The sequence below is a fragment of the Actinomadura sp. 3N407 genome (assembly GCF_052245875.1).
GTDB lineage: Bacteria > Actinomycetota > Actinomycetes > Streptosporangiales > Streptosporangiaceae > Spirillospora.
The window spans coordinates 16,164-39,955 of sequence record NZ_JBQQBP010000007.1 but is presented as its reverse complement, the minus strand read 5'-3'; the positions used below and the strand labels follow the sequence as shown (position 1 = coordinate 39,955).

Genomic DNA, 23,792 nt, shown 5'->3' with positions numbered 1-23,792 from the left:
GCAGGGAGGGCGAACGTGCGGGTACTGATCGCCGAGGACGAGCGGATGCTCGCCGATTCGATCGCCGAGGGGCTGCGGGCCGAGGCCCTGGCCGTGGACGTGGTCTATGACGGGGACGCGGCGCTCGAACGGCTCGGCGTGAACGACTACGACGTGCTCGTCCTGGACCGGGACCTGCCGGTCGTGCACGGCGACGACGTGTGCCGCGCGGTCGTGGAGTCCGGCGCGCTCGTCAGGGTGCTGATGCTGACCGCGGCCGTGACCGTCCCGGCGCGGGTCGACGGGCTGCGGATCGGCGCCGACGACTACCTGACCAAGCCGTTCGCGTTCGAGGAGATGGTGGCGCGGGTCCAGGCGCTCGGCCGACGGGCCCGCCCGGCGTCGCCGCCGGCCCTGGACCGCGCCGGCATCCGGCTCGACCCGTCCCGCCAGGAGGTGTACCGGGACGGCCGGTACGTGCATCTGGCGCGCAAGGAGTTCGGGCTGCTGGCGGAACTGCTGCGCGCGGACGGGACGATCGTGTCGGCCGAGCGGCTGCTGGAGAAGGTGTGGGACGAGCACGCCGACCCGTTCACCAACACCGTCCGGGTGACGCTGATGAAGCTGCGCCGCAAGCTCGGCGACCCCCCGGTCATCGAGACCGTCCCGGGAGTGGGGTACCGGATTCCATGAAGGGGCTCACCGACATGACGGGGTTCACCGAACGGCTGCGGCCCACGATCCGGATGCGGCTCACGCTGCTGTACACCGGAATGTTCCTGTGCGCCGGTGTGGTGCTGCTGGGGCTGACCTACATCCTGGTGCAGAACAACCTCGGGCGGCAGAGCGAGCCGTCCGTCGACACCAAGCGGGTGTTCGCGGTCGACGGGCCCACGGGCAGGCACGTCGCGCCGCCCCCCGGGGAAGCGCCGGTGGCCACGGTCAAGAGGGTCGAGGGAGCCCTGATCCAGGGACGGGAGGACTACCAGCGCGAGACGCTGAGCGCGCTGCTGACCCAGGGCGGCATCGCGCTCGGGGTGGTGGGCGCTGCGGGGCTGGGCTTCGGGTGGCTGCTCGCCGACCGGGCGCTGCGTCCCGTCCACAAGATCACCGAGACGGCGGGGCGGGTGGCGCGCAGCCACGACCTCACCGAGCGGATCTCCTACGAGGGGCCGCGCGACGACGTCAAGGAGCTGGCCGACGCCTTCGACACCATGCTCGGCCGGCTGGCCAGGGCGTTCGACGGCCAGCGCCGGTTCGTCGCGAACGCCTCGCACGAGCTGCGCACCCCGCTCGCCATCAACCGGACGCTCGTCGACGTGGCGGTGCGCCGCCCGGACGCCACCGACGACGTCAAACGCCTCGGGGAGTCGCTGCTGGTCGTCAACGGGCGGCACGAGCGGCTCATCGACGGGCTCCTCACCCTGGCGGGCACCGAGAACGCCGTGACCGACGCCGGGCCGCTGGACCTGGCGGACGTGGCGGGCCACGTCCTCGACCAGGCGACCGCCGAGGCCGAGGCCCGTGGCGTGATCGCCGTGCGCGGCCTCGCCCCGGCCCCCACCTCGGGCGATCCCGTCCTCGTCGAGCGGCTCGTGCAGAACCTGGTCGAGAACGCGGTCCGGCACAACCACGACGGCGGCGATCTGGCGATCGCCACCGGGGAGCGGGACGGCTGGGCGGAGGTCGTCGTCACCAACACCGGGCCGGTCGTGCCCGCCTACGAGGTCGAGACGATCTTCGAGCCGTTCCGCCGGCTCGGCAACGACCGGGTGCGCTCCGACCGCGGGTCGGGGCTGGGGCTGTCGATCGTCCGGGCCACGGCGATCGCGCACTGCGGCACCGTGACCGCCGTGCCGCGTCCCGGCGGCGGACTGGTCGTCACCGTCCGGCTGCCCGGCCGCGAGCCGGCCCGCCGGTCCGCCGGCGCGGACGGCGCGGACGGCGCGGACGGCGCGGACTTCGCTTCACCCGTCCAAGGGTGACCCGCCCTGGCGCACTTCGGCGGCTCGGAGGTTCGGGGTGTGCAGCCGGATCGTGGTTCCGCCCGGTGCGGGCCGCACGTCGAGGTGGTCGCAGATCTGCCGGGCGAGCCAGAAGCCGTCGCCCGGCCTCGGGTCGAGCGTCGGCGGGTGCAGCCCGATGAACGGGTCGAGGGACGTGGTGGCGGGCAGGCGGATGTCGCACACGACCTCGCCGGGCCGGGCCCACAGCGCGACGCTCGGCCGTTCCGTCCCGGCGCCGGCCGCTCCGGTGAGCAGTTCGCCGACCGCGGCGGAGAAGATCATCAGGCGTTCGCCGGCCAGCCCGAGCATCGCGCTCTCCATCACGACCGCGTGCCGCATCCGGCTGAGGTTCCCGGTGAACGTCAGCGTGACGGCGTCGTCCGGGCGGCGGGGCAGCGGCGCGGCCCGGGCGCGGACGAACGAGACGGGCTCGGTGTAGCGGGGGCTCGCGGCCACGTCGGTGCCTTCCACCATGTGCGGATGGGTGCGCAGCGCGTTGCCGACGATCTCCGGTCCGGCGGTGCGAGCGTCATAGGGGCAGATCATGTGGATGCCGGTGCCGGCCAGGACGGCGTTGAGGGCGGACTCCATGCACTCCCACGCCTCGACCTGCCGTGCGGACCGCCCGGCCCAGACGGGTTCGGCGAGGATCCGGACCCGGCCGGCGCGGGGATGCCGGTGCCGGTAGCCGGTGAAGGCGGCGACGCGCTGCGGCGGGCGGCGGCCGAAGAACGCGGTCTCGGCGTAGTCGACCTTCCGGGCGTGCCTCCCCAGGGCGGTCTGCACCAGGTCGAGGTTGACCGGCGTGGTGGCGACCAGCACCGGCTCGTCCCGCCGCAGTCCCTCGTCGATGAACGGCACGGCCATCCGCAGGAACTCGTCGTCGCCGGCGTAGACGCAGCCCTGATGAACGAACGCCGAACCGCTCACCCCCGGTCCCCCTCTTCCAGTACGAGCCGGCGGTCCCATCCGTAGTGGCGCAGGACGGCCTTGATCACCGGGCCGGGCGCGTGCAGGACGAGCCGGTGGCCGTCCGGCATCGCGTCGGCCGCGTGTGCCAGCAGCCGCACCGCCCCCACATCGGCGAACCGCAGGCGCCGGACGTACAGCCGCAGGTCCCGGCCGTCCAGCGGCGCCGTCTCCAGCGCCCTCGCGAGCAGGCCGAGGTTCGAGTCGTCGATCTCCCCCTCCAGGCACAGCCCGGCCGGGTCGCGGACCGGACGGACGCACAGCAGCGGATGCCGTGTCAGGGCCGTCGCCGCGTCCAGCGTCAGCGGGTGCCGTTCCGCCAGGGCGGGCAGGATCGCCTCGGGCAGCCGGGCGCGGTCACCGTGGCAGATGACCGCCGGAGGGCGGGACCGGCCGCGCAGGACGGCCAGCGGGCAGCGCCCCGGCCCGCCGCCGTCGCCGCGCGGCGCGGTCTCCGGCGTGACCGCCAGGACCTCGTCCAGGTCCACGCAGACCCTCAGCCCCCGCAGTCCCAGCCGGGCGGCCTCGTCGGCCTGCGCGTCCAGCACCCGCATCAGCCGGGGGACGTCCAGCCGCCCGCCGGCGAACCCCGCCTCGCCGGGAGTCAGGACGAACACCTGCCCGCCTCCGGGCAGCGCGCGGGGATCGTGGCCGCCCCAGGCGCCGGCGTCGACGAACACCGCCCGCTCACCGCGTCCGGCGGCGGCGGTGACGTGCGCGGCCCGCAGCAGGCGGCGCTCGTCGTCCCCGGCGTACCGCAGGTACGCGTGGTCGCCCGGCTCGATGCCGAACACCGAGGTCACGGCGCCGGACATGATCCGCCCAACGCCGCCGGGGGGACGCACGTCACCGGCATCCGCACCCCTTCTCCCCCGAGCGTCCGCGTCGTCCCGGCCGCGGAGCCGCCCTCGCCGACTACGCTAAGGATCGTATGGATCACTTTGAGTATCAAGCGGAACGCCGGAATCCGCCGCGCCGCCGCCGGGCGCGGTCCCGGTCGTGCGGGCCCGTTCGGGTAGCGTCATGTCAATGACCAGCGCGCAACTGCTCACGGACGCGTTCGGCCGGATCCGGGAGACGGTCCGCGAGGCGGCCGGCGGGCTCACCCCACGGCAGCTCGCCCACCGCGCCGGCGGCGAGGCCAACTCGATCGGCTGGCTCGTCTGGCACCTCACCCGCGTCCAGGACGATCACATCGCCGACGCCGCAGGCACCGAGCAGGTCTGGATCCGGGACGGCTGGGCCGGCCGGTTCGGGCTCCCGCTCGATCCGTCCGACACGGGCTACGGCCACACCGGAGACGAGGTCGCGGCGGTCCAGGTCGACTCGGCGGACCTGCTGACCGGCTACCACGACGCCGTGCACGACCGGACCGTCGAGTACGTGGGTTCGCTGACCGACGACGATCTGCGCCGGGTCGTGGACCGCGCGTGGGATCCGCCGGTCACGCTGGCCGTGCGGCTGATCAGCGTGATCTCCGATGACCTGCAGCACGCCGGCCAGGCGGCCTTCGTCCGCGGTCTCCTGCGGCGCGGCTGAGCCGCGCCCGGTCACCGGTCGCCGCCGGGAACGCTCAAGCCGGGATCTTCCGCGATTTGTCCGGCTTGCGGGTGATGTGGCGCGGTGCGGACGGATCAAGCCCGGAGATGAGGCGTGACCACCGCGCGCCGATGTGCTCCAGGTCGTAGGCGCAGGCGGACCGCCGGGCCTGCTCGCCGAGGCGGTCACGGAGGCCGGGGTCCACGATCAGCTCGCGGAGCGCGGCGGTGAGCGCGTCCACGTCCCCGGTGGGGACGAGCAGGCCGTCGCTGCGGTGCGTGATCAGCTCCGGGGGGCCGAAGGGGCAGTCGAACGACACCACCGGCAGGCCCATTCCCATGGCCTCGATGATGACCATCGGCATGCCCTCACGGCGCGACGACAGGACATAGACCGACGCGCGCGCCATCTCGCCGTGCAGGTCGCGTGTGAACCCGCCCAGCTCGACCCGTCCGGTCAGGCCGAGGTCGGCGATCAGCGCGCCGAGCCGGTCCCGCTGCACCCCGGAGCCGAAGATGCGCAGCGTCCAGTCGGGCCGCTCGGCGGCGATCGGCGCGTAGGCGCGGATCAGCAGATCGAAGCCCTTGTTGCTGACGAGGCGGCCGGCCGCGAGCACGACCTTGTGCTCGCGCCGGGACGGCCTGCCCGGCAGCGCAGGCGAGGCGTTGGGAATCCGGACGATGCGCACGCCGGAGCCGGCGAGGGCCGCCTCGTAGCCGGTGCGGGCCGGTCCGGTGAGGACCGTGAGCGCGGTGAGACGGCGGTAGGCGCGCACGACCTGCCGCCGGAGGGGCGGCTGGTAGGACTCCAGGCTCATGTGGTCCTGCCCGATCGTCGCGGTACCGCGCGGCGTGAGTTCGGCGGCCAGCAGGATGAGGGACGGCCGGGTCGCGATGAGCACGTCGGACGGTGTGCGGTGGAGGGCGCGCAGCAGGCACACGTCCGTCCAGAGGCTCATGAAGCGGAAGGACGACTCCTCCGACGGGATAAGGAGGCTCGGGAACCGGCCCAGGAGGCGGGCCGTCCTGCCCTTGGGGGCGAAACGGTCGTCGGCGTACGTGATCGCGGCGTCGCCGGGGAGCGCGAAGAACGGTTTCGGGTTCCCCTTCAGAGCGCTGACGATCTCGATGTCGTGGTCGCGGGTCAGGTACCCGCACAGGTTCAGCACGGTGCGGATCGTGCCGCCCGTCCCGTGCGCGTTCTGGAGGAGGACGCGGACGCGGAGCCGCTCACCCGGCGGCGGTACGCGCCTCCATCGGATCGGCCGCAACGCCCAGAACGCCGCGCGGCGCAGAACACGGTGTGCCCTGCGCCGGACGCGGCGCTTCAGTCTCAGCTTGCGCACTGGTGGCTCGTTCACCGGGTCCCCTATCGAAGGCGGCCGTGCACGGCTCCTTCCCGGGGACGAGCCCGGTTAACACGGGCCCGGTCAACATCAGCCGGTCGTCACGGAACGATCGAGCGCGCTGCCCTTGACCCAGCGCTTCCAGGACATCTGGTAGTAGCTCCAGCCGTTGTTCCACTCGACCTCACGCTTGGTCCCGGTGACGATCACCGGGTCGCCGCGGTAGGACCAGTTGTAGAACCAGCGGGCGTCCTTGGGCGGCGAGTTGATGCAGCCGTGGCTGACGTTCTGCCGGCCCTGCGCCCACACGGTGGCGGCCATCGAGTGGATGTACTCCCCGCTGTTGGAGATCCGCACCGCGTGGGGGATGACCTCCTTGTAGCCGCCGTTCTCCTTGTCCTCCGGGTCGACGCCCATCCACTCCGACGTCATGATCGCCGGATTCTCCTTGCCCATGGTCAGGTGGATGCCGCTGGTGGTCAGGTAGGTGTCGACGCCGTTGACCACGCGCCCGCCCTTGCCGGCGCTGATGGGCCAGCTGCGCACCTTCTTGCCGTTCTCCTTGGCGACGGCCTTCTTGCTCTTGGTGCTGACGTAGACCATGTGCTCGTCGCCGATGCGGAACGTGCGCGTGAAGTCGGACACGCCGTAGGTCTTCTTGCCCGCCTTCACACCGGCCAGCCTGGCGCGCAGCCTGACCTTCTGGTTGGGCTCCCAGTACTGGCCGTTCTTGGTGCGGAAGATCACCGTGGTGTCGTTCACCCAGTGCCACGCACCGGTGGCGGGCTTGGTCGACTTGACCTCCAGGGCCTTCTCGACGGCGTCCTTGTCCTCGACCCCCCGGTTGAAGGTGACCTGGATCGGGATGCCGACGCCGACCTTCTCGTTCTTGGTCGGCGTGACGTCGGCGATGCCGAGTTCCCGCGGCGCCTTGTGCGTGGCGAACGCGGCGTTGACCGTGGCCGACTTGCCCTGCGGGCTCGTGGCGACCGCCGTGACCTGGTACCTGGAGCCGGGACGCAGCGTGCGCGACTGCCAGGTGGTCTTGTCGGCGGCCATCTCGCCGGCGACCGGCTTGCCCTTGAGGGAGAGGGTGACCTTGTCAAGCGTCCCTCCCACGGCGGTGACCTTGACGCCCTCTTCCGGCTTGGCCTTGACGTTCCCGTTGCCCGGGTCGATCGTCACTTGCGGGACGTTGGCGGCGGCCTTCTCGCCGACGGTGACGCCGTTGTCCTTCTCTCCCCCGCTGCAGGCCGTAGTAAGGAGCAACACGACACCCGCCAGCGCCGTACCCACCCGAACTCCTGCGGAAAGTCTCCGCTGCACCTCAACCTCCAGTAACCCCGCCGTGTACCAGAGAGACATTAGCGACAAAAGTCGTCGATCATGCCACGTCACAGGGTTTTTACAGGCGGCCGAGATCAAAGCGTTGCAGAGCGGCGTGCCGCCCGGTCCGCACCGGGCCGCACGCCGCGGGTGGAAGGTCAGCGCAGGGCGCTGCCCTGGCGCCACTTGTCGAAGGACAGCTGCCAGTAGCCCCAGCCGTTGTCCCACTCGATCTGCCGGTCGGTGCCGGTCAGCTTGATGACGTCGCCGCGCTGCATGATGTCGTAGTACCAGCGCGCGTTGGCGGGATTGACGTTGATGCAGCCGTGGCTGACGTTCGCCGAGCCCTGCGATCCGACCGACCAGGGCGCCGAGTGCACGAACTCGCCGCTGTTGGAGAAGCGGACCGCGTGGTCGACGACCGTCTTGTAGTACCCGGGGTCGCCCGGCTTGCGGCCGGGGGCCGTCATCGTGACGGGGTTGCCCTTCCCCATCAGCAGGTGGACGCCGCTCGTGGTGGTGTACTCCCGCGTCTCCCCGTTGCCAGCGCTGAACGGGATGGTCCGCAGCTTCTTACCGTCCCGCGTCACGGTCATGTGGTGCTTGCCCATGTCGCCGGTGGTGATCTGCGCGGCGCCGATGTGGAGGGTCGCCTGCGCGTCCTTCGCCCCGTAGACGCCGCCGCCCGCGTTGACCCCGGCCAGCGCCGCGTGGAAGTCGACCTTCTGGTGCGGCCGCCAGTACGTCTTCGTCCGGTAGATGACCTGGTCGGGGGCGACCCACCGCCACGCGCCCTCGACCGGCTCGTCAGGCGTGACCCGCAGGGCCCGCTCGACGGCGGCCTTGTCGGTGACCGGCCGGTCGAACCGGACGATGATCGGCATGCCGACGCCGACCTTCTCCCCCTCGACGTTCGGGGTCACGTCGGCGATCGAGAGCGTCTGGGCCGCCTTGAGCGTGCTGAAGGAGCTGGTCACGGTGCGGGTCTTGCCGTCGTCGCGGGCCTGGGCGGTGACGGTGTAGGACGTTCCGGGCGTCATCGTCCGGGTGGAGCTCCACGTCTTGCGGTCGTCGCCGAACCTCCCGGTGACGGTGGCGCCCTCGCCCTGGACGGTGACCTTCTGCAGCTTGCCGTCCGAGGCCTTGACCTGGATCTTCCCGTCCGGCTTGACCTGCGCGGTCCCGTTGGCCGGGGTGATCGTCACGGGCTCGCCCGAGCTCCCCGCCGCCAGCTTGCCCCCGCCGCCGACCGTGCAGCCGGCCGCGAGCATCGCGACCACGCTCGCCGCACCGGTCAGCACCAGCCTGAAACGGCCCCTAGTCGCCACAACTCCCCCAAACTCGAAATTTCGCCCCGTGTCGGACTATCTGAGAATGGAGACGCCCCGGACGGGCCAGAAGTTCGGCCCGTCGGGCGGATGATCACTGCTCAGGCCGGATGAGGCCGCTCAGACGGCGGGCACGCCCTCGGCGGGCTCGCGGTTGACATGGCGCACGACGCGCTTGAAGCCCCACACCGAGACGGCGATGCCGATCGCGCCCAGCCCGGCGACGATGCCGGTGCGGATCCACAGGTACATGCCGATCGACTGGCTGAACAGCATCCAGAGGCTGACGCCCACGTTCGTGAGCAGGACCGCCGACCACAGCAGCGAGATGCGCAGGAAGAACCGGTGGACCCGGGCGTGCTTGTAGAACGCGTCGGGGATCGGCGCCATGTCCCTCGCGAGCTTCATGGCCAGCGGCTTGCCCAGCGGTACCGAGGCGAGAAAGGCCATGCTCACGCAGAGCGTCCCGAGCGTCGGCTGCAGGAAGTACACGATCGCGCTGCCCGTCGCGCCCGCCAGCCCCGCGCGGACGGTCACGCCGACCGCGGCCAGCACCAGCATCCCCGACACCGGATGCCCGCGCACGTACCGGTAGATGATGCCGCCGTACACCCAGGCGACGGCGGCGACGAGCGCCCCGGTCAGCCCGAGGAGCATGAGGGCGACGTAGAACACCACGACGGGGGCGATGACGCCCTCGACGAACCGCGGGAGGGCGTGCATGAGCAGCGCGGGCACCCGCGGCAGTTCGAAGACGATGTGCCCGCCGCCGTGCGCCTCCTCGGACCCGGCCGCGCGCGTGATCCCCGCGGGGGCCTCCGCAGCCGGGGCCTCCGCGGCGGGGGTCTCAGCGGTGGCGCCTTCCGCCGAGGCGGTCACCGCCACTGCGGTCTCCACAGGACGGGTCTCCACGGTTCGAGGCTCCGCCGTAGGTATCTGCGCCGTGGGCGTGGAGGTTCCCGCCGCCCAGAGGGGCGGTGCGGGCATGGTCGCCGGTCGATCCATCGAGCGCTGTGCTCCCCGATCGGTGTGCATGAACTCGGATGTGCTCACGATTCGCCCCACCGTACGTGATGATCCGCACCCGTATGTCCGTTTTGAAATGACCCGGGGTTCCGCGGCCGTTCCTCCTTAGTTCGGCTCCGCGTCCCGTTCGGTGCGGGTGGCGTCCGGAATCGGCCAGAGTCGAACCGGTGCGGCCCCGGCCCTGATTCCGACTTTAGTGCCCCCTTCGCTCAGCTCTCCGGCGGGGCGGGCTGAGCGTCGCGAGCCGCGGCGTAGATGGCCCTGAGCGTGACCGCCACCGACGGCCTGCGCACGCTCGCGCTCCTGGTGACGGCGTAGACCTCGCGGGCGAGCGTGCACTCGGGGATGCGCCGCACCGCCACACCCTGGTCGCCGGCGGCGAGGGCCAGCGCGGGCACCGCGGTGATGCCGATTCCCCGGGCCACCAGGCTGAGGATCGTGTGCAGGCCCTCGAACTCCCACGGGACGGGGCGGGCTCCGCCGACGGTGTCCAGGAGCCGCTCGACGGCCTGCCGGGACAGTTCCCCGGGCGGCGCGGCCATCCACGGCTCCTCCCGCAGCCGCTGCAGGTCCACCGGGAGCGCGGGATCCGACATGGGGTGCGTGGCCGGGACGACGAGGACCAGCGGGTCCCGGCGCAGATGGAAGAACTCCAGGGCGGCGGGAGACTGATCGGGGACCTTGCCCGTCCAGTCGTCGATGAGCGCGATGTCCACCTCGCCGTTCTGCACCTGCCGGATGCCGTCGCCGCGCCGGGTCTGGCGCAGGACGAACGTCAGCCCGGGATGCTCGCCGAGGCTCTGCGCCAGCGCGGGCGCGAAGGCGACGGCGGCGGTGGGGAACGCGGTGACGACGACGCGTCCCACGGGGGTCTCCGAATGCGCCGACAGCTCCGCCTCGGCGGTCTCGACCAGGCCGAGGATCTCCTCGGCGCGCTCGGCCAGGCGGCGCCCGGCGTCGGTCAGCTCCGCGCTGCGGGCGGTCCGGTCCAGCAGCGGCACGCGGGCCTCCCGCTCCAGCGCGGACAGCTGCTGGGAGACCGCCGACGGCGTGTACCCGAGGGCGGCGGCGGTCGCGGCGATGCTGCCGCGGCGGGCGAATTCGGCGAGAAGGCGGAGGCGGCGCAACTCTAGCATCAGTCCATCTTACGGTCACCATCGATGAGACTCGCTTGTGATGATGCTAAATGCGGGCAAGTATGAGATCGAGCCCGGCCGGGTCGCACAGGGGGATTCTGCAGTCACCCACCGCTGTTTCGCCATGCCCGTTTCGTCTTGCCTGTTTCGCCATGCCCTTTGGAGCATCGATGCCTGCCCTGGAAGAGCCCGCACCCGTCCGGCCATTGCCCTTCACCCCGCGTCCCGTTCCGCTGTCGGCGACGCTCGCGGTGAACGAGGCGATCGCGCGCAAGCGCCGGGAGGGCCGGCGCGTCCTCCCGCTGGGCTTCGGGGAGGCCGGGATACCGATACACCCCGCCCTGACCCGTGAACTCGGCGCGGCCGCGGGCCGTGGCGGCTACGGGCCGGTCGCCGGGTCCGCCGCGCTGCGCGCCGCCGCCGCCGGTTACTGGGCGCGGCGGGGGCTGCCCACCGACCCGTCCACGGTCGTCGCCGGCCCCGGCAGCAAGCCGCTGCTGTACGCCCTGCTCACCGCGCTCGGCGGCGACGTCGTCGTGCCGGCGCCGAGCTGGGTGACCTATGCCGCGCAGACGTCGCTGGTGGGCGCCGAGCCGATCCGCGTCGCCACCCCGCCCGGCGAGGGCGGCGTGCCGAGCCCGGCGTTGCTGGCCGACGCCGTGGTGCGGGCGCGGGCGCGGGGCCGGGACGTGCGGGCCGTGGTGGTGACGCTTCCCGACAACCCGACGGGGACGATCGCCTCCGCGGGCACCGTGCGGCGGCTGTGCGCGGTGGCGCGCGAGCACGACCTTGTGATCATCTCGGATGAGATCTACCGCGACCTGGTGCACGTGCCGGGCGGCGAGGTGCCGAGCCCGGCCCGGTACGCGCCGGAGCGGACCGTCGTGACGACCGCGCTGAGCAAGAGCCTGGCCGCGGGCGGCTGGCGGCTCGGCGTCGCGCGCCTGCCCGACGGCCCGTTCGGCCGTGCCCTGCGCGACAGCCTGCTGGGCGTGGCGAGCGAGATCTGGTCCAGTGCCCCGGCCCCCATGCAGCACGCCGCCGCGTACGCGTTCGCCGAGCCGCCGGAGCTGGTCGAGCACATCGACCGCAGCCGGCGGCTGCACGCCGCGATCACCGGCGCGGTCGCCGACCGGTTCGCCGCCGCGGGCGCCCGGGTCACCCGGCCGGAGGCGGCCTTCTACGTCTACCCCGACTTCGGCCCGGTCCGGGAGGCGCTGCGGGAGAACCACGGCGTCCGGACGGCCGGAGACCTGACGGATCTGTTGCTGGAGCGCTACGGGGTCGGCGTCCTGCCCGGCAGCTCGTTCGGGGACGCCCCGGCGGCCCTGCGGATGCGGGTGGCGCCGAGCCTGCTCTACGGGGAGGACGACGAGCAGCGGCTCGCGGCCCTGGCCTCCCCCGCCCCGGCGGCCCTGCCGTGGATCGCGGGCGCGCTGGACCACCTCGGCGACGTCCTCGCCGACCTTTGCGTGACGGTCACCGCGGGCGAGCCGGTTCCGGCCTGACGGGAAAAGGCGGCGGGAATGGCGGAGGGTAAGGGAGTCGAACCCCTTCGAGTGTCACCTCGACGTCAGTTTTCGAAACTGCTGCCTTACCGTTCGGCCAACCCTCCGTGCGAAAGCGCGGTCCGTCCGGGCGACCGGACGGACCGCCGCGTGAACCGTCGGTGGACCAGCAGGGAGTCGAACCCTGATCGCTTCCTTGCAAGGGAAGTGTGCTGCCGTTACACCACAAGCCCGTGATCCGTCTCAGCTGGGGCGGTAGGAGTCGAACCCACTTTTCGCCGGTTTTGGAGGCCGGTCGCCTATCCGGTGGCTCACCCCATCGTGCTTTCGCGTCTGTTCGACGTGTCCAATGATGCGGAGGGTTCCGGCAGGGCACAATGTATTTTCTGCGTGAAGGGCCGGATGCGCACCGTCATCGGTGCCGCGAGCGGCCGTGCGGAGGATCACAGCCTGGCCCGACCGGCACGTATAAGCGTGGTGTAAGGTCCAACGACGCACGGGGCGAACGTCACGCATCGACCAACGGCAAGCCAAGCGGCATCCGGCCCGCCTTGCCCGTGGTAAACCCAAGATGAGCACGAAGTCACGCAAGTGATGAAGAAGGCGAGGGGGCCCGCCATGAGGCATGCACGGGACGGGGCTGCCGCGGCGATGAGCGCCGCCTCCAGGATTCTGGTCGCGCGGGGCAAGAACGAGCCCCAGGAGATGGAGAATCCGGAAGTCGCCTGGGGCCAGCGCGCCCGTGACGGCGTGTGGGTGCCGACAAGGGACGGGCAGCGGATCCACCTCGGGATCGACGTGGCGGCGGCGGACACCGTCGCGCAGGTGCTGCGTCCCAGCCTGCGGGTGTTCGTGGGCGTGGACGTCGACACCGACATCGTCGCGCAGACGACGGCCGGCGGCGTGCGGCTTCTGACGGTGGTCCACGGGCCCGACGCCCCCTCGGAGTTCCGTTTCACCGTCTCCCTCGCCGACGGCCTCACGCTGGAGTCGATGCCGTCCGGCGGCTACGACGTCGTCCATCTGCGCTACGGCGCGACCGTGGGCAGGCTCTACAACCCGTGGGCGAGCGACTCGATGTTCCGTCAGGTGAAGGCCGACTACACGCTGGACGGCTCGACCGTCACGATGCGGATCCAGCACACCGACGCCTACTACCCGGTCGTCGCCGACCCCAACTACGAGCGCTGACCGGCGCCGATCCCGCCGCCGCGGCGGACCGCGGCACGCGCCGCCGGTGGAACGTTCCGGCCGGATCAGGCCGCACGACGCGCCAGCGCGTCCTGGCGGGGTGCGCGTGGACGTGCGCGTTCGGCGTCATATGGTTGGGGACCACGGGCCGCGTTCCGGCCCCGGCTGCGCCGCCGGGCACACGGCCGCCCCGGTCCCGGAGACTGGAGTCATTGTGATTTTCACTCATGACACCGAGCATGCGCTCGCCGTCGTCGTCGACCTGATCAACACCGCCGCGGCGGCGTCCGGCGCCGAGCGGCTCGGCGGCCTGCCCGGCCTGCGCTCGTTCGTGGAGCGCAACACGTTCAGCGACGTGGGCGACCTCACCGACACCGACCTGCTGCGCGTCCTGGACCTGCGCGCGCGGTTCCACGCGGTGTTCCGCGCCGGCGACGTCCCGTCCGCCGTGCGGCAGATCAACGAGATCGTCGGCGAGATCGGCACCACCCCGCACCTGACCGACCACGACGGCTACGACTGGCACGTGCACTTCTTCGCGCCCGGCGCGCCGCTGGGCGAGCACCTGGCCGCCGACTGCGGGATGGCGCTGGCCTACGTGGTGGCGGCGGGCGAACTGGACCGGCTGCGCACCTGCGAGGCCCCGGACTGCTCACGGGTCCTGGTGGACCTGTCGCGCAACCGCTGCCGCCGCTACTGCGACAGCCGCACCTGCGGCAACCGCATGCACGTCGCCGCCTACCGAGCCCGCCAACGCAGCGTTCATTAGCACTGCCCGTGTTTATTAGCACTGCCCTTGGCGTCGGGCCTTGGAGGCCCTCCTTCGGCGGGCACTGCGGTGCGATCGCTGCATCGCTCCGGCTCGCCTTGCGGCTCGCTGCGCGATCAGGTTTCTCGCAGGCTCGAAACCTGCCTTCGGACGCGATCGCGACGGTTCGGGTTGTCGCGTGGTTGCGGTGGTGGCCGGTGTGGGTGCGCATGATTTCGATGTTCAGGCGCGAAGGGCGGCCACGGCGGTCAGGGCGTGGCGGGCGGCGGGGACGTCGTGGACGCGGAAGACCCGGGCGCCGAGGAGGGCGGAGACGCCGAGGACGGCCATCGTGCCGACGCCGCGCGCGTCGACCGGGAGGCCGAGGGTCTCCCCGATGAAGTCCTTGTTGGACACCGCGACCAGTACCGGCCACCCGGTGGCGGTCAGCTCGCCGAGCCGCCGGGTGATCTCCAGGGAGTGCCGCGTGTTCTTGCCGAAGTCGTGGGCGGGGTCGATGAGGATCGCGTCCCGCCGCACCCCCAGGGCGGCGGCGCGCTCGGCCTCGGCCGTGATGTGCCCGATCACGTCGTCGACGACATCGCCGTAGCCGATCCGGTGCGGACGGGTGCGGGGGGCGAGGGCGCCCGCGTGCGAGCAGACCAGGCCGATGCCGTGCGCGGCGGCGACCTCCGCGAGCCGGGGGTCGGGCCCGCCCCAGGTGTCGTTCAGCAGATCGGCGCCCGCCCGCGCCACCGCCTCGCCGACCTCGGCGCGCCAGGTGTCGACGCTGATCACCACGCCGGGATGGCGGTCGCGGACGGCGGCGACCAGGTCGACGACCCGGCGCAGCTCCTCGTCGACGCCGACGTCCTCGCCGGGGCCGGCCTTCACCCCGCCGATGTCGACGATGTCGGCGCCGCCGGCCACGGCCCGGCCGGCGGCGTCGAGGGCCGCGTCGAAGCCGTAGGTGGCGCCCCGGTCGAAGAACGAGTCGGGTGTGCGGTTCACCACGGCCATGATGGCGTGCGGGCCGATCGCGCGGCCGTTCAGCCGCAGCGGCGGCACCTGCGCTGAGCTCATGATGCCCTCACCGTGGCACACCTGCGGGCCGCCGGGCGAACCAGAAGTGAATTCGGTTCAAACGGTGCCCTCCCTCGTCATCGACGTAACGTGGTCGGTAATCTCATATTTCACGCTCGTTGCGGGTTCCACCCGTGGTGGGCCCGCGTCGGACCTATTTCAGCCATGGAGGATCCGCTGTCCAGGCGAGCACTCATCACCGGCATCACCGGACAGGACGGCTCGTATCTGGCCGAGCATCTGCTTGGGCTGGGGTACGAGGTCTGGGGCCTGGTGCGGGGGCAGGCGAACCCCCATGTGTCGCGGCTGCGCAAGCACATCGGCGACGTTCAGATCACCACCGGAGACCTGCTGGACCAGGGCAGCCTGATCTCGGCGGTGGAGCGGGTGCAGCCCGACGAGGTCTACAACCTGGGCGCGATCTCCTACGTCCCGATGTCGTGGCAGCAGGCCGAGCTGACCGCCGAGGTGACCGGCATGGGCGTGCTGCGGATGCTGGAGGCGATCCGCGTGGTGTCGGGCATCAGCCCGTCCCGGACGCCGGGCCGCGAGCAGATCCGGTTCTATCAGGCGTCGTCGTCGGAGATGTTCGGGATGGTGCGGGAGACGCCTCAGAACGAGAAGACGCCGTTCCACCCGCGCAGCCCGTACGGGGTGGCCAAGAGCTACGGGCACTACATCACGCAGAACTACCGCGAGTCCTACGGGATGTTCGCCGTCAGCGGGATCCTGTTCAACCACGAGTCGCCGCGCCGGGGCGCCGAGTTCGTGACCCGGAAGGTGACGCTCGGCGCGGCGCGCATCAAGCTGGGCCTGGCGACCGAGCTGCGGCTCGGCAACCTCGACGCGCGGCGCGACTGGGGCTACGCGGGCGACTACGCCCGCGCGATGCGGCTGATGCTGACGCAGGACGCCCCCGAGGACTACGTCATCGGAACGGGCCAGACGCAGTCGGTGCGCGAACTGGTGGAGTTCGCGTTCCGGACGGCGGGCCTGAACTGGGAGGACCACGTCGTCCTGGACGCCCGCTACACCCGTCCCGCCGAGGTCGACCTGCTGTGCGCCGACCCGAAGAGGGCCCGCGAGCAGCTCGGCTGGGAGCCCGAGGTGACGTTCGAGGGCCTGGTGACGATGATGGTCGAGTCGGACCTGCGGCTGCTGTCGCGGTCCGCGCGTCCCGAGGACGAGCCGTTCAGCCCCGACCACTGGTGACCCGTCCCGCCGGGGAGGCGTGACCCGGGCGGGACGTGGCACGATGCAGGCATGGTCGTCGACGAACCGATCATCTGATGCCGGACGTACGGCTGGGCACCGGGCCCGGGCGCTGGATCCTGCTGGCGACCGTGCTCGGATCGGGCGTGGCGATGCTCGACGCCACGGTCGTGAACGTGGCGCTGCCGGCGCTGGCGCGGGACCTGGGCGCCGACATGTCCGGGCTGCAGTGGACGGTGAACGCCTACACGCTGACGCTCGCCGGGTTCATCCTGCTCGGAGGCTCGCTCGGCGACCGGTTCGGACGGCGGCGGATCTTCCTCATCGGCGTCGTGTGGTTCGCGGCGGCGTCGGCGCTGTGCGGCCTCGCCCTCAACGTCGAGATGCTGATCGTGTCCCGGGCGCTGCAGGGGGTCGGCGGTGCGCTGCTCACCCCCGGCTCGCTGGCGATCATCCAGTCGTCGTTCGCCCCCGACGACCGTCCCCGCGCGGTGGGCGCCTGGTCGGGCCTCGGCGGCGTCGCGGGGGCGATCGGGCCGTTCGCGGGCGGCTGGCTGGTGGAGACGGCCGGCTGGCGGTGGGTGTTCCTGCTGAACGTGCCGCTCACCGCCGTGGTGGTGCTGGTGGCGGCCCGGCACGTCCCCGAGAGCGCCGACCCGGACGCCCGCGGCCGCTTCGACGTGCTCGGCGCGGCGCTCGCGGCGCTCGCCCTGGCGGGCACGACGTACGCGCTCACCGAGGCGCCCGGCGGCGACGCCGAGCCCACGGTCATCGGCGCCTCCATCGTCGCGGGCCTGGCGGCGGCCGTGGCCTTCGTGGTGGTCGAGCGGCTCCGCGGCCGGGCACGGCCGCCGGCCGGCGGGCGGGCGGGCCGGGAGCGGCCGCGGCCGATGCTGCCGCTGGACGTGTTCGCCTCCCGGCAGTTCTCCGCCGTCAACGTCGTCACGTTCATCATGTACGGCGGGATGGCCGTGATGTTCTTCCTGTTCGTGCTGCACCTGCAGGTCGTCGGCGGGTTCTCGCCGATCGCGGCGGGGTCGGCGCTGCTGCCGGTCACCGCGCTGATGCTGCTGCTGTCGGCGCGGGCGGGCGCGCTCGCGCAGCGGATCGGCCCGCGGCTGCCGATGACGGGCGGGCTGCTGGTGGCGGCCGCCGGGATGCTGATGCTCGCCCGGATCGGCGCGGACGCCTCGTACGTGCGCGAAGTCCTGCCCGCCGTGATCGTGTTCGGGCTGGGCCTGTCGGCGGTCGTCGCGCCGCTCACCGCCACCGTGCTCGCCACCGCGGAGGTCCGCCACGCGGGCGTGGCGAGCGGCGTCAACAACGCGGTGGCGCGGGCCGCCGGGCTGCTGGCGGTGGCGGCGATCCCGCCGCTGGCGGGGCTGACCGGTGACGCCTACGAGAACCCCGCCGCCTTCTCCCGCGGGTTCGGGATCGCGATGGTGACATGCGCCGTGATCCTGGTCTCCGGGGCGCTGCTGAGCTTCCTGACCATCGGCGACGACGCGCTGCGCACCCCGTCCGGGGAGCAGGTCGAGCCCGAGTGCAGGAGCCACTGCGGCGTCGGCGCCCCGCAGCTGCAGCCCGAGCCGGAGACCGTCCCGGCCGACCGGGACGGGGGGCCCGCACCCGGGCCGCGCCCTTGATCATCAGGCCGGCGGGGGTCCGCCGCCGCTGATTCTCGGTCCGATTCCGGCTATGTCCAGGACCGGATCGGTTCGTTGTCATACGGTCAAGGCATGAATCTGCGGCAGCTGCGCTATGTCGTGGCGACCGCCGACCACGGCACGATGACGTCGGCGGCCCAGGCTCTCTACGTGGCCCAGCCCGCGCTCTCGCGGGCCGTCCGCGAACTGGAGCGCGAGCTCGGCGTCGAACTGTTCGCGCGTTCCGGCCGCGGCGTCGTGCTGACCCCCACCGGCGAGCGGGTGGTCCGGGAGGCCCGCGTCGCGCTGGGCGCCGTCGAGGCGATCGAGGCGCTGTCAGTCGCCCGCGCCGACGGGCGGGGCGCGGAGCTGCGGATCGCCGTCACCGCGTCCCTGGAGCCGGAGCTGACCGGCCGGCTCATCCCCCGCTTCGCCCGCGACCAGCCGGCCGTCCGGATCCGGGTCGTCCGCTGCGCGGACCGCGACCAGGTCGCGGCGGCGCTGCGCGCGGGCCGCGCCGACCTGGCGCTGACCGATCTGCCGGTCCCCGGCGACATGTCCGCGCACCCGTTCGAGCAGCGGGAGGTCGTGCTGATCTCGCCGCCCGCGCTGAAGGTCCGCGAGCCGGTGCCGCCGGCCGCGCTGAACGGGATGCGGCTCGTGCTGCCCGCCCGCGGCAGCGCCCGCCGCGCCGAGATCGACCTGATGCTGCGGCGCATCGGCGCCACCCCGGTCGCCGCCGTCGAGTCCGACGAGCGCGGCGCCTGGCTCGGCTGGGTGCGCGCCGGGATGGGGTCGCTGCTGTGGTACCGGAACCAGATCGACGACACCGAGGGGGTGACCGTCCGGTCGTTCATGCCGCCGATCACCCGCATGATCGGGCTGGTCCACGCGCACCGCAGGCTCCCGCCCGCCGCGCGCGACTTCCTGACGTTCGCCAAGGAAACGGGCCGCGACGACCACTGAGCCGCACGGCCCGCGTCCCGGGCGCGCCGGTCCCGCCCCGGCCGCGGTTCGCGCCGCGGCCGGGGCGGGACCGGTCAGGACGACCCGTTGAGCGGGTGTTCGGGGAGTTCGACGGCGTAGGACTCCTTCACCACGTCCAGGTGGTGCCAGGACTCCCTGACCGTCACCCCGGGCACCGACCGGATCGCGTCCAGCACGGCGACCAGCTCGCGGCGGGAGGTCGCCTCGGCCTGCCCGACGATGTCGTAGCGGCCGAAGCCCGTCGCCAGGTAGCGGACGCCGTCCTGGGCGGCGACCGCCTCGGCGACCTTGCGCAGCCCTCCGGTCACCATCAGCCCGAACCCGCCGAGCTCGGCGGCGCCGAGGGCCAGCGGGTCGGCCAGGCCGGTGACCTGGATGACGCCCGAGCGCATCAGCCTGACCACCCGGGCCCGGGTCGCGGCCTGCGACAGGCCGATGATGTGCGCGAGCCGGGTGTAGGGGGCGCGCCCGTCGCGCTGCAGCTCCTGAAGGAGCCGCCAGTCGATGTCGTCGAGGCTGACCTCGCCGAGCTCGCGCACCACCGCGTGCGTGTCGCGCACGGTGGACACCGACCGGAACACCTCCGCCGAGCGCACCCCCGGGACGGACCTGATGTGGTCCACCTCGGCCGCGAGCGCGGCGTCGTCTCGGGTGCGCACCTGCGCGACCAGGTCGTGCGGGCCGGCGGTCAGCGCGGTGAAGCTGACGGCGGGGCGTTCGGCGATGGCCGCGGCCACCTCCCTGGCCGAGCCGTCCACGGTGACCGACAGGTGCCCGATCGCCTCCGCGCCGACGACGGCGGCGTGCACGATGCCGACGACGCGGACGACCCGGGTCTCGAGAAGGTGCTGTACCCGTGCCCGCACGGCCGTGCGGGAAAGCCCGACGCGGTCGGCGAGCGCCTGGAACGTCGCCCTGCCATCCCGCTGGAGCTCGCGGACGAGCACGGCGTCGACCGCATCCAGCACGGCTCTCCTCCTCGACATGTGATGAATCGTTTTGCCAGCAACTGCAAGATCATTCCATTTCAGGACGGTATGACGTCAAATATTGATCTTGCTCGTGTTCGCCATGCCCGGCGGCCGTCGATGCGTCTGTGCCGGGTTCCGCGCGGCGCCGTTTCCGACGCCGGGCAAACCCCCGCGAGAGCGCAACGATGCCGGGCCCGCGCCGCGCGACCGGCGCGGAGCGGCGCCGGCGGCGGCCGCGCGGAATGGCAATGATCACCGCGGCGATCGCCGCCCGGCCGGGGCGGCCCGCGGCGCGGGCGAGCGCGGCTGACCGGGCTCAAGTGCGTGACCTGCATGCGCTTCTCCCGGTGTTCTGCTGTCACGCCCCAACGGCGGGTCTCGCCGTCCGCGTGAGGCACATGTAAGAAAAGTGCATCCGGGGCGCAGTTACGTCAAGAGGTAACTTTACAGAGAGCCAAGCCCCACGTTGCACCGTTTTCCACCACCGTCATCGCGTTCACTTCCGTCACGCGCGGCAGGGGACGGGCGCGCCACCGGAGATCACCCGGCCACTCCGCGGGGACACAGAGTCATCACCCCTGGGTACGGCCCCGCCGAGGCGGCGGCCGGCGCGTTGGGCGGGGCCCGGGCACGGCTTGGCCGGAGCATCGGCGGGTATGGCCGACAATGTACGGTGGCCCAGCCACCCGGATCCGCGATTGGTGTGTAGTACTGCCGTGCACCTGCTGAACGGTGAGCGTTCCGCTCACGATCTCACCTACAACGACGTCTTCATGGTCCCCCGCCGCTCCTCGGTCGCGTCGCGCCTGGACGTCGACCTGGCGACCTCGGACGGCAGCGGGACGACCGTGCCGCTCGTGGTGGCCAACATGACCGCCGTCTCCGGCCGCCGGATGGCCGAGACCGTCGCCCGGCGCGGCGGCATCGCGGTGCTTCCGCAGGACATCCCGGCCGACGTGGTCGCCGAGGTCATCGGCTGGGTCAAGGGACGCGACCTGGTCGTGGACACCCCGATCCGGTTGGATCCGTCCAGCACGGCCGGCGACGCGCTGGCGCTGCTGCCGAAGCGCGCGCACGGCGCGGTGATCGTCGTCGAGGACGACCGGCCGGTGGGCGTCGTCACCGAGGCCGACTGCCAGGGCGTCGACCGGTTCGCCCAGCTCCGCGACATCATGTCCCGCGACCTGGTCACGCTGCCCGCCGGCGTGGACCCGCGCGAGGCGTTCAACCGGCTGCACGAACGCGGCCACCGCCTCGCCCCCGTCGTCGACGCCGCCGGCCGGCTCGCCGGCATCCTGACCCGCACCGGCGCGCTGCGCGCCACCCTCTACCGGCCCGCCGTGGACGGCGCCGGGCGGCTGCGCATCGCCGCCGCGGTCGGCGTGAACGGCGACATCGCCGGCAAGGCGAAGGCGCTGCTGGAGGCGGGCGCCGACCTGCTCGTCGTCGACACCGCACACGGCCACCAGGACAAGATGCTGAGCGCGCTCGCCGCCGTCCGGGGCCTGGACCCCGGCGTCCCGGTCGCGGCCGGGAACGTGGTGACGGCCGAGGGCACCCGCGACCTGATCGAGGCCGGCGCCGACATCGTCAAGGTCGGCGTGGGCCCCGGCGCGATGTGCACGACCCGGATGATGACCGGAGTCGGCCGCCCGCAGTTCTCCGCCGTCCTGGAGTGCGCCGCCGAGGCCCGCCGCCTCGGCCGGCACGTGTGGGCCGACGGCGGGGTCCGGCATCCCCGCGACGTGGCCCTGGCGCTGGCGGCCGGCGCCGCGAACGTGATGGTCGGCTCCTGGTTCGCCGGCACCTACGAGTCGCCCGGCGACCTGCAGCGCGCCGCCGACGGGCGGCTCTACAAGGAGAGCTTCGGAATGGCGTCCGCGCGGGCCGTGCGGCTGCGCACCGCCGAGGACTCCCCGTTCGACCGGGCCCGCAAGGCGCTGTTCGAGGAGGGCATCTCCACGTCCCGGATGTTCCTGGACCCGCGGCGCCCCGGCGTGGAGGACCTGATCGACTCGATCGTCGCCGGGCTGCGCAGCTCGTGCACCTACGCGGGCGCCCGCACGCTGGAGGAGTTCCACGAGCGGGCGACCGTCGGAATCCAGGGCTCGTCCGGCTACGCCGAGGGCATGCCGCTGTCCAGCAGCTGGTGAACCTCCCGGTTTAGCCGCCCTCGCGGCGCGGCATTTCGCGACACGCCGCCGCCGTCGCGGCACATTCGGCACGCTGACCTGCACGCTTTGACCCAGGGACGGAGAAGGGGGTCTGCGTCCCCGAGGGGGGCGAGCATGTTCGACGGCGGGCCGATCGGGGGCCGGACACCGCTGCTGCCGGACGACACGCGGCCGGAGGACGGCGGGCGGGACAAGCGGCACGAGCGGAGCAGGCGGGCCGAGCGGGACCGGCGGGACGCGGCGCTGCGGCGGCTGGCCGAGGCACTGCTGATCGCCGCGGCGTCGCCGGCGCTGCCCGGCGTCGCGCACCTGCGGGCGGGGCGCGTGCGGCTCGGCTCGGCACTGATCGGCGCGCAGGCGGTGCTGCTGACCGCCGCCGCGATCTGCGCCGGTCACGGCCGTTCCCTGTTCCTGGAGCTGTCGGTGCGGCCCGGCTGGCTGCTGGCCCTGACGGCAGGCTCCACGGTCCTCGCGGCGCTGTGGGCAGGGCTGATCGTCCACTCCTACGCCGTGCTGGCGCCGGACGGGCTGCCGCCGCTGTGGCGGCTCGCCGGAGGCACCACGGTCTCGGTCCTGTGCCTGCTGGTCATCGTCCCGCCGCTGACCGCCGCCCACTACGGCCATCTGCAGCGCGGCCTGGTCACCAGCCTGTTCACCGACGACCGGGACGCCGCCGGCGCCGGAGGCGGGGCGGCCGCCCCGCGGGCCGCCGACGACCCGTGGGCGCGGATCCCGCGCCTCAACGTCCTCCTCATCGGCGGCGACGCCGACGTGGGCCGCCCCGGCATCCGCACCGACAGCATGACGCTCGCCAGCATCGACACCGGGACGGGGAACACGGTCCTGCTGAGCCTGCCGCGCAATCTGCAGCACGTGCCGGTGTGGTCGGGCAGCGAACGGGTTCCGTACCCGTCCGAGGCGCTGCTGAACGCCGTCTACCTGGACGGCAAACGGCGTCCCGGCGTCCTCGCGGGCGACGGGCACGTCCGCGATCCCGGCGCCGAGCTGCTGAAGCGGACCGTCGCGCACATCCTCGGCCGTCCCGTCCCCTACTACGCGATGGTCGACATGCGCAGCTTCCGGCAGATCGTGGACGCGGTCGGCGGTGTCCGGGTCTGTGTGGCCGACGCCGTCCCCGTCCCCAGGCAGCAGGTGCCGTCCGGGGTCCTCGAACCCGGATGCCGCACGCTGAGCGGCCGGGAGGCCCTCTGGTACGGGCGGTCGCGGACGGGCAGCAGCGACTTCGACCGGATGGGCCGGCAGAAATGCCTGATGTGGGCGCTCGCCCACCAGGCGGGGCCGCTCACGGTGCTGCGCAGCTTCGAGCGGCTCACCCGCGTCTTCAAGGACTCCGTCAGCACCGATCTGCCGCGGCGGCTGCTGCCGCCGCTGGTCGAGCTGGCGGCCAAGGTCAGGAACGCCGAGATCACGAGCCTGCAGTTCGTCCCGCCCCTCATCTCGACGGGGCGCCCGGACTACGCCGAGATCAGGCGGATGGCGGCGCGGGCGGTCCGCGACTCCGCGTCCGGCTCCCATAAGACGGCCGGATTGCATATCCTGAGCAACAGCTGCACCTAGGGCAACACGCGCTCGCACGCGGTCGACTCCCACGCAACTT

The 23,792-nt window shown here is 72.7% G+C and carries 20 protein-coding genes and 3 tRNA genes; 11 read left to right on the top strand and 12 right to left on the bottom strand.

The window, feature by feature from the left end:
* The first annotated feature begins 15 nt into the window (after positions 1 to 15).
* Together ACTWPP_RS19010 and ACTWPP_RS19005 are read left to right on the top strand one after the other, a co-directional pair.
* Complete coding sequence (locus tag ACTWPP_RS19010; RefSeq protein ID WP_443105620.1) at positions 16 to 672, top strand: response regulator transcription factor; 657 nt, start codon at positions 16 to 18, stop codon at positions 670 to 672.
* Entirely contained in the window at positions 669 to 1,964 is a 1,296-nt protein-coding gene (locus ACTWPP_RS19005; protein WP_443105619.1) for a sensor histidine kinase, read from the top strand. The genes ACTWPP_RS19010 and ACTWPP_RS19005 overlap by 4 nt, the downstream gene beginning before the upstream one ends.
* Here ACTWPP_RS19005 and ACTWPP_RS19000 read toward each other — a convergent pair.
* Both ACTWPP_RS19000 and ACTWPP_RS18995 read right to left on the bottom strand, forming a co-directional pair.
* A complete protein-coding gene (locus ACTWPP_RS19000; protein WP_443105618.1) occupies positions 1,947 to 2,915 on the bottom strand; it encodes an anti-sigma factor RsbA family regulatory protein in 969 nt (322 codons plus the stop codon). The genes ACTWPP_RS19005 and ACTWPP_RS19000 overlap by 18 nt on opposite strands.
* Positions 2,912 to 3,769 carry an STAS domain-containing protein gene (locus tag ACTWPP_RS18995; RefSeq protein ID WP_443105617.1) on the bottom strand — a complete coding sequence of 286 codons (858 nt, stop codon included), beginning with the start codon at positions 3,767 to 3,769 and terminating at the stop codon, positions 2,912 to 2,914. The genes ACTWPP_RS19000 and ACTWPP_RS18995 overlap by 4 nt, the downstream gene beginning before the upstream one ends.
* Before the next feature lie 214 nt (positions 3,770 to 3,983).
* Between ACTWPP_RS18995 and ACTWPP_RS18990 the strand changes: the two genes are divergently transcribed.
* Positions 3,984 to 4,493: a mycothiol transferase gene (locus ACTWPP_RS18990; RefSeq protein ID WP_443105616.1), complete on the top strand. Its 510-nt coding sequence runs from the start codon at positions 3,984 to 3,986 to the stop codon at positions 4,491 to 4,493.
* Positions 4,494 to 4,527: 34 nt separating this feature from the next.
* On the opposite strand, the gene ACTWPP_RS18985 is transcribed toward ACTWPP_RS18990, so the two are convergent.
* The 5 genes from ACTWPP_RS18985 to ACTWPP_RS18965 all read right to left on the bottom strand — a co-directional run bounded on the left by ACTWPP_RS18985 (position 4,528) and on the right by ACTWPP_RS18965 (position 10,654).
* The gene (locus ACTWPP_RS18985) at positions 4,528 to 5,838 is read right to left on the bottom strand and encodes a glycosyltransferase family 4 protein (protein ID WP_443105615.1); all 1,311 of its coding nucleotides are present in this window, start codon (positions 5,836 to 5,838) and stop codon (positions 4,528 to 4,530) included.
* Between the two features lie 90 nt (positions 5,839 to 5,928).
* Positions 5,929 to 7,134, bottom strand: a complete 1,206-nt coding sequence (locus ACTWPP_RS18980; RefSeq protein ID WP_443105614.1) for an Ig-like domain-containing protein — start codon at positions 7,132 to 7,134, stop codon at positions 5,929 to 5,931.
* Positions 7,135 to 7,322: 188 nt separating this feature from the next.
* A complete protein-coding gene (locus tag ACTWPP_RS18975) occupies positions 7,323 to 8,492 on the bottom strand; it encodes an Ig-like domain-containing protein (protein ID WP_443105613.1) in 1,170 nt (389 codons plus the stop codon).
* 120 nt (positions 8,493 to 8,612) lie between these two features.
* Positions 8,613 to 9,404, bottom strand: coding sequence for a VC0807 family protein (locus ACTWPP_RS18970; RefSeq protein WP_443105612.1), 792 nt, complete (start codon positions 9,402 to 9,404; stop codon positions 8,613 to 8,615).
* Positions 9,405 to 9,727: 323 nt separating this feature from the next.
* Positions 9,728 to 10,654, bottom strand: a complete 927-nt coding sequence (locus tag ACTWPP_RS18965) for a LysR family transcriptional regulator (protein ID WP_443105611.1) — start codon at positions 10,652 to 10,654, stop codon at positions 9,728 to 9,730.
* 170 nt (positions 10,655 to 10,824) lie between these two features.
* Between ACTWPP_RS18965 and ACTWPP_RS18960 the strand changes: the two genes are divergently transcribed.
* Positions 10,825 to 12,162, top strand: coding sequence for a pyridoxal phosphate-dependent aminotransferase (locus tag ACTWPP_RS18960; RefSeq protein ID WP_443105610.1), 1,338 nt, complete (start codon positions 10,825 to 10,827; stop codon positions 12,160 to 12,162).
* A 19-nt stretch (positions 12,163 to 12,181) separates the two neighbouring features.
* On the opposite strand, the gene ACTWPP_RS18955 is transcribed toward ACTWPP_RS18960, so the two are convergent.
* The 3 genes from ACTWPP_RS18955 to ACTWPP_RS18945 form a co-directional block, all read right to left on the bottom strand.
* Positions 12,182 to 12,269: transfer RNA gene (locus ACTWPP_RS18955), tRNA-Ser, on the bottom strand.
* A 55-nt stretch (positions 12,270 to 12,324) separates the two neighbouring features.
* Positions 12,325 to 12,395 (bottom strand) — tRNA-Ala (locus ACTWPP_RS18950).
* 14 nt (positions 12,396 to 12,409) lie between these two features.
* Positions 12,410 to 12,481: transfer RNA gene (locus tag ACTWPP_RS18945), tRNA-Trp, on the bottom strand.
* A gap of 299 nt (positions 12,482 to 12,780) precedes the next feature.
* Here ACTWPP_RS18945 and ACTWPP_RS18940 point away from each other — a divergent pair.
* Both ACTWPP_RS18940 and ACTWPP_RS18935 read left to right on the top strand, forming a co-directional pair.
* Positions 12,781 to 13,353 (top strand): hypothetical protein, encoded by a 573-nt coding sequence (locus ACTWPP_RS18940; protein WP_443105609.1) that lies wholly within the window; start codon positions 12,781 to 12,783, stop codon positions 13,351 to 13,353.
* Positions 13,354 to 13,567: 214 nt separating this feature from the next.
* The gene (locus tag ACTWPP_RS18935) at positions 13,568 to 14,122 is read left to right on the top strand and encodes a CGNR zinc finger domain-containing protein (RefSeq protein WP_443105608.1); all 555 of its coding nucleotides are present in this window, start codon (positions 13,568 to 13,570) and stop codon (positions 14,120 to 14,122) included.
* A 222-nt stretch (positions 14,123 to 14,344) separates the two neighbouring features.
* On the opposite strand, the gene folP is transcribed toward ACTWPP_RS18935, so the two are convergent.
* Positions 14,345 to 15,184, bottom strand: coding sequence for a dihydropteroate synthase (gene folP / locus ACTWPP_RS18930; protein WP_443105607.1), 840 nt, complete (start codon positions 15,182 to 15,184; stop codon positions 14,345 to 14,347).
* Positions 15,185 to 15,361: 177 nt separating this feature from the next.
* Here folP and ACTWPP_RS18925 point away from each other — a divergent pair, with 177 nt between their 5' ends.
* From ACTWPP_RS18925 to ACTWPP_RS18915, 3 genes are all read left to right on the top strand, one after another.
* Entirely contained in the window at positions 15,362 to 16,396 is a 1,035-nt protein-coding gene (locus ACTWPP_RS18925) for a GDP-mannose 4,6-dehydratase (protein WP_443105975.1), read from the top strand.
* Between the two features lie 77 nt (positions 16,397 to 16,473).
* Positions 16,474 to 18,042, top strand: a complete 1,569-nt coding sequence (locus ACTWPP_RS18920; RefSeq protein WP_443105606.1) for an MFS transporter — start codon at positions 16,474 to 16,476, stop codon at positions 18,040 to 18,042.
* A 93-nt stretch (positions 18,043 to 18,135) separates the two neighbouring features.
* Positions 18,136 to 19,008 carry a LysR family transcriptional regulator gene (locus tag ACTWPP_RS18915; RefSeq protein WP_443105605.1) on the top strand — a complete coding sequence of 291 codons (873 nt, stop codon included), beginning with the start codon at positions 18,136 to 18,138 and terminating at the stop codon, positions 19,006 to 19,008.
* A 74-nt stretch (positions 19,009 to 19,082) separates the two neighbouring features.
* On the opposite strand, the gene ACTWPP_RS18910 is transcribed toward ACTWPP_RS18915, so the two are convergent.
* Positions 19,083 to 19,997, bottom strand: coding sequence for an Lrp/AsnC family transcriptional regulator (locus ACTWPP_RS18910; RefSeq protein ID WP_443105604.1), 915 nt, complete (start codon positions 19,995 to 19,997; stop codon positions 19,083 to 19,085).
* Positions 19,998 to 20,716: 719 nt separating this feature from the next.
* On the opposite strand from ACTWPP_RS18910, the gene ACTWPP_RS18905 reads away from it, so the two are divergent.
* Both ACTWPP_RS18905 and ACTWPP_RS18900 read left to right on the top strand, forming a co-directional pair.
* The gene (locus ACTWPP_RS18905) at positions 20,717 to 22,153 is read left to right on the top strand and encodes a GuaB1 family IMP dehydrogenase-related protein (protein WP_443105603.1); all 1,437 of its coding nucleotides are present in this window, start codon (positions 20,717 to 20,719) and stop codon (positions 22,151 to 22,153) included.
* Positions 22,154 to 22,288: 135 nt separating this feature from the next.
* Positions 22,289 to 23,752, top strand: coding sequence for an LCP family protein (locus ACTWPP_RS18900; RefSeq protein ID WP_443105602.1), 1,464 nt, complete (start codon positions 22,289 to 22,291; stop codon positions 23,750 to 23,752).
* Positions 23,753 to 23,792: the final 40 nt, after the last annotated feature.

Bases quoted from the DNA above. Each gene is read 5' to 3' on its own strand.
- ACTWPP_RS19005 (WP_443105619.1), top strand. From the start codon at position 669: ATGAAGGGGCTCACCGACATGACGGGGTTCACCGAACGGCTGCGGCCC.
- ACTWPP_RS18995 (WP_443105617.1), bottom strand. From the start codon at position 3,769: ATGTCCGGCGCCGTGACCTCGGTGTTCGGCATCGAGCCGGGCGACCAC.
- ACTWPP_RS18990 (WP_443105616.1), top strand. From the start codon at position 3,984: ATGACCAGCGCGCAACTGCTCACGGACGCGTTCGGCCGGATCCGGGAG.
- ACTWPP_RS18965 (WP_443105611.1), bottom strand. From the start codon at position 10,654: ATGCTAGAGTTGCGCCGCCTCCGCCTTCTCGCCGAATTCGCCCGCCGC.
- ACTWPP_RS18960 (WP_443105610.1), top strand. From the start codon at position 10,825: ATGCCTGCCCTGGAAGAGCCCGCACCCGTCCGGCCATTGCCCTTCACC.
- ACTWPP_RS18940 (WP_443105609.1), top strand. From the start codon at position 12,781: ATGAGGCATGCACGGGACGGGGCTGCCGCGGCGATGAGCGCCGCCTCC.
- folP (WP_443105607.1), bottom strand. From the start codon at position 15,184: ATGAGCTCAGCGCAGGTGCCGCCGCTGCGGCTGAACGGCCGCGCGATC.
- ACTWPP_RS18920 (WP_443105606.1), top strand. From the start codon at position 16,474: ATGCCGGACGTACGGCTGGGCACCGGGCCCGGGCGCTGGATCCTGCTG.
- ACTWPP_RS18915 (WP_443105605.1), top strand. From the start codon at position 18,136: ATGAATCTGCGGCAGCTGCGCTATGTCGTGGCGACCGCCGACCACGGC.
- ACTWPP_RS18900 (WP_443105602.1), top strand. From the start codon at position 22,289: ATGTTCGACGGCGGGCCGATCGGGGGCCGGACACCGCTGCTGCCGGAC.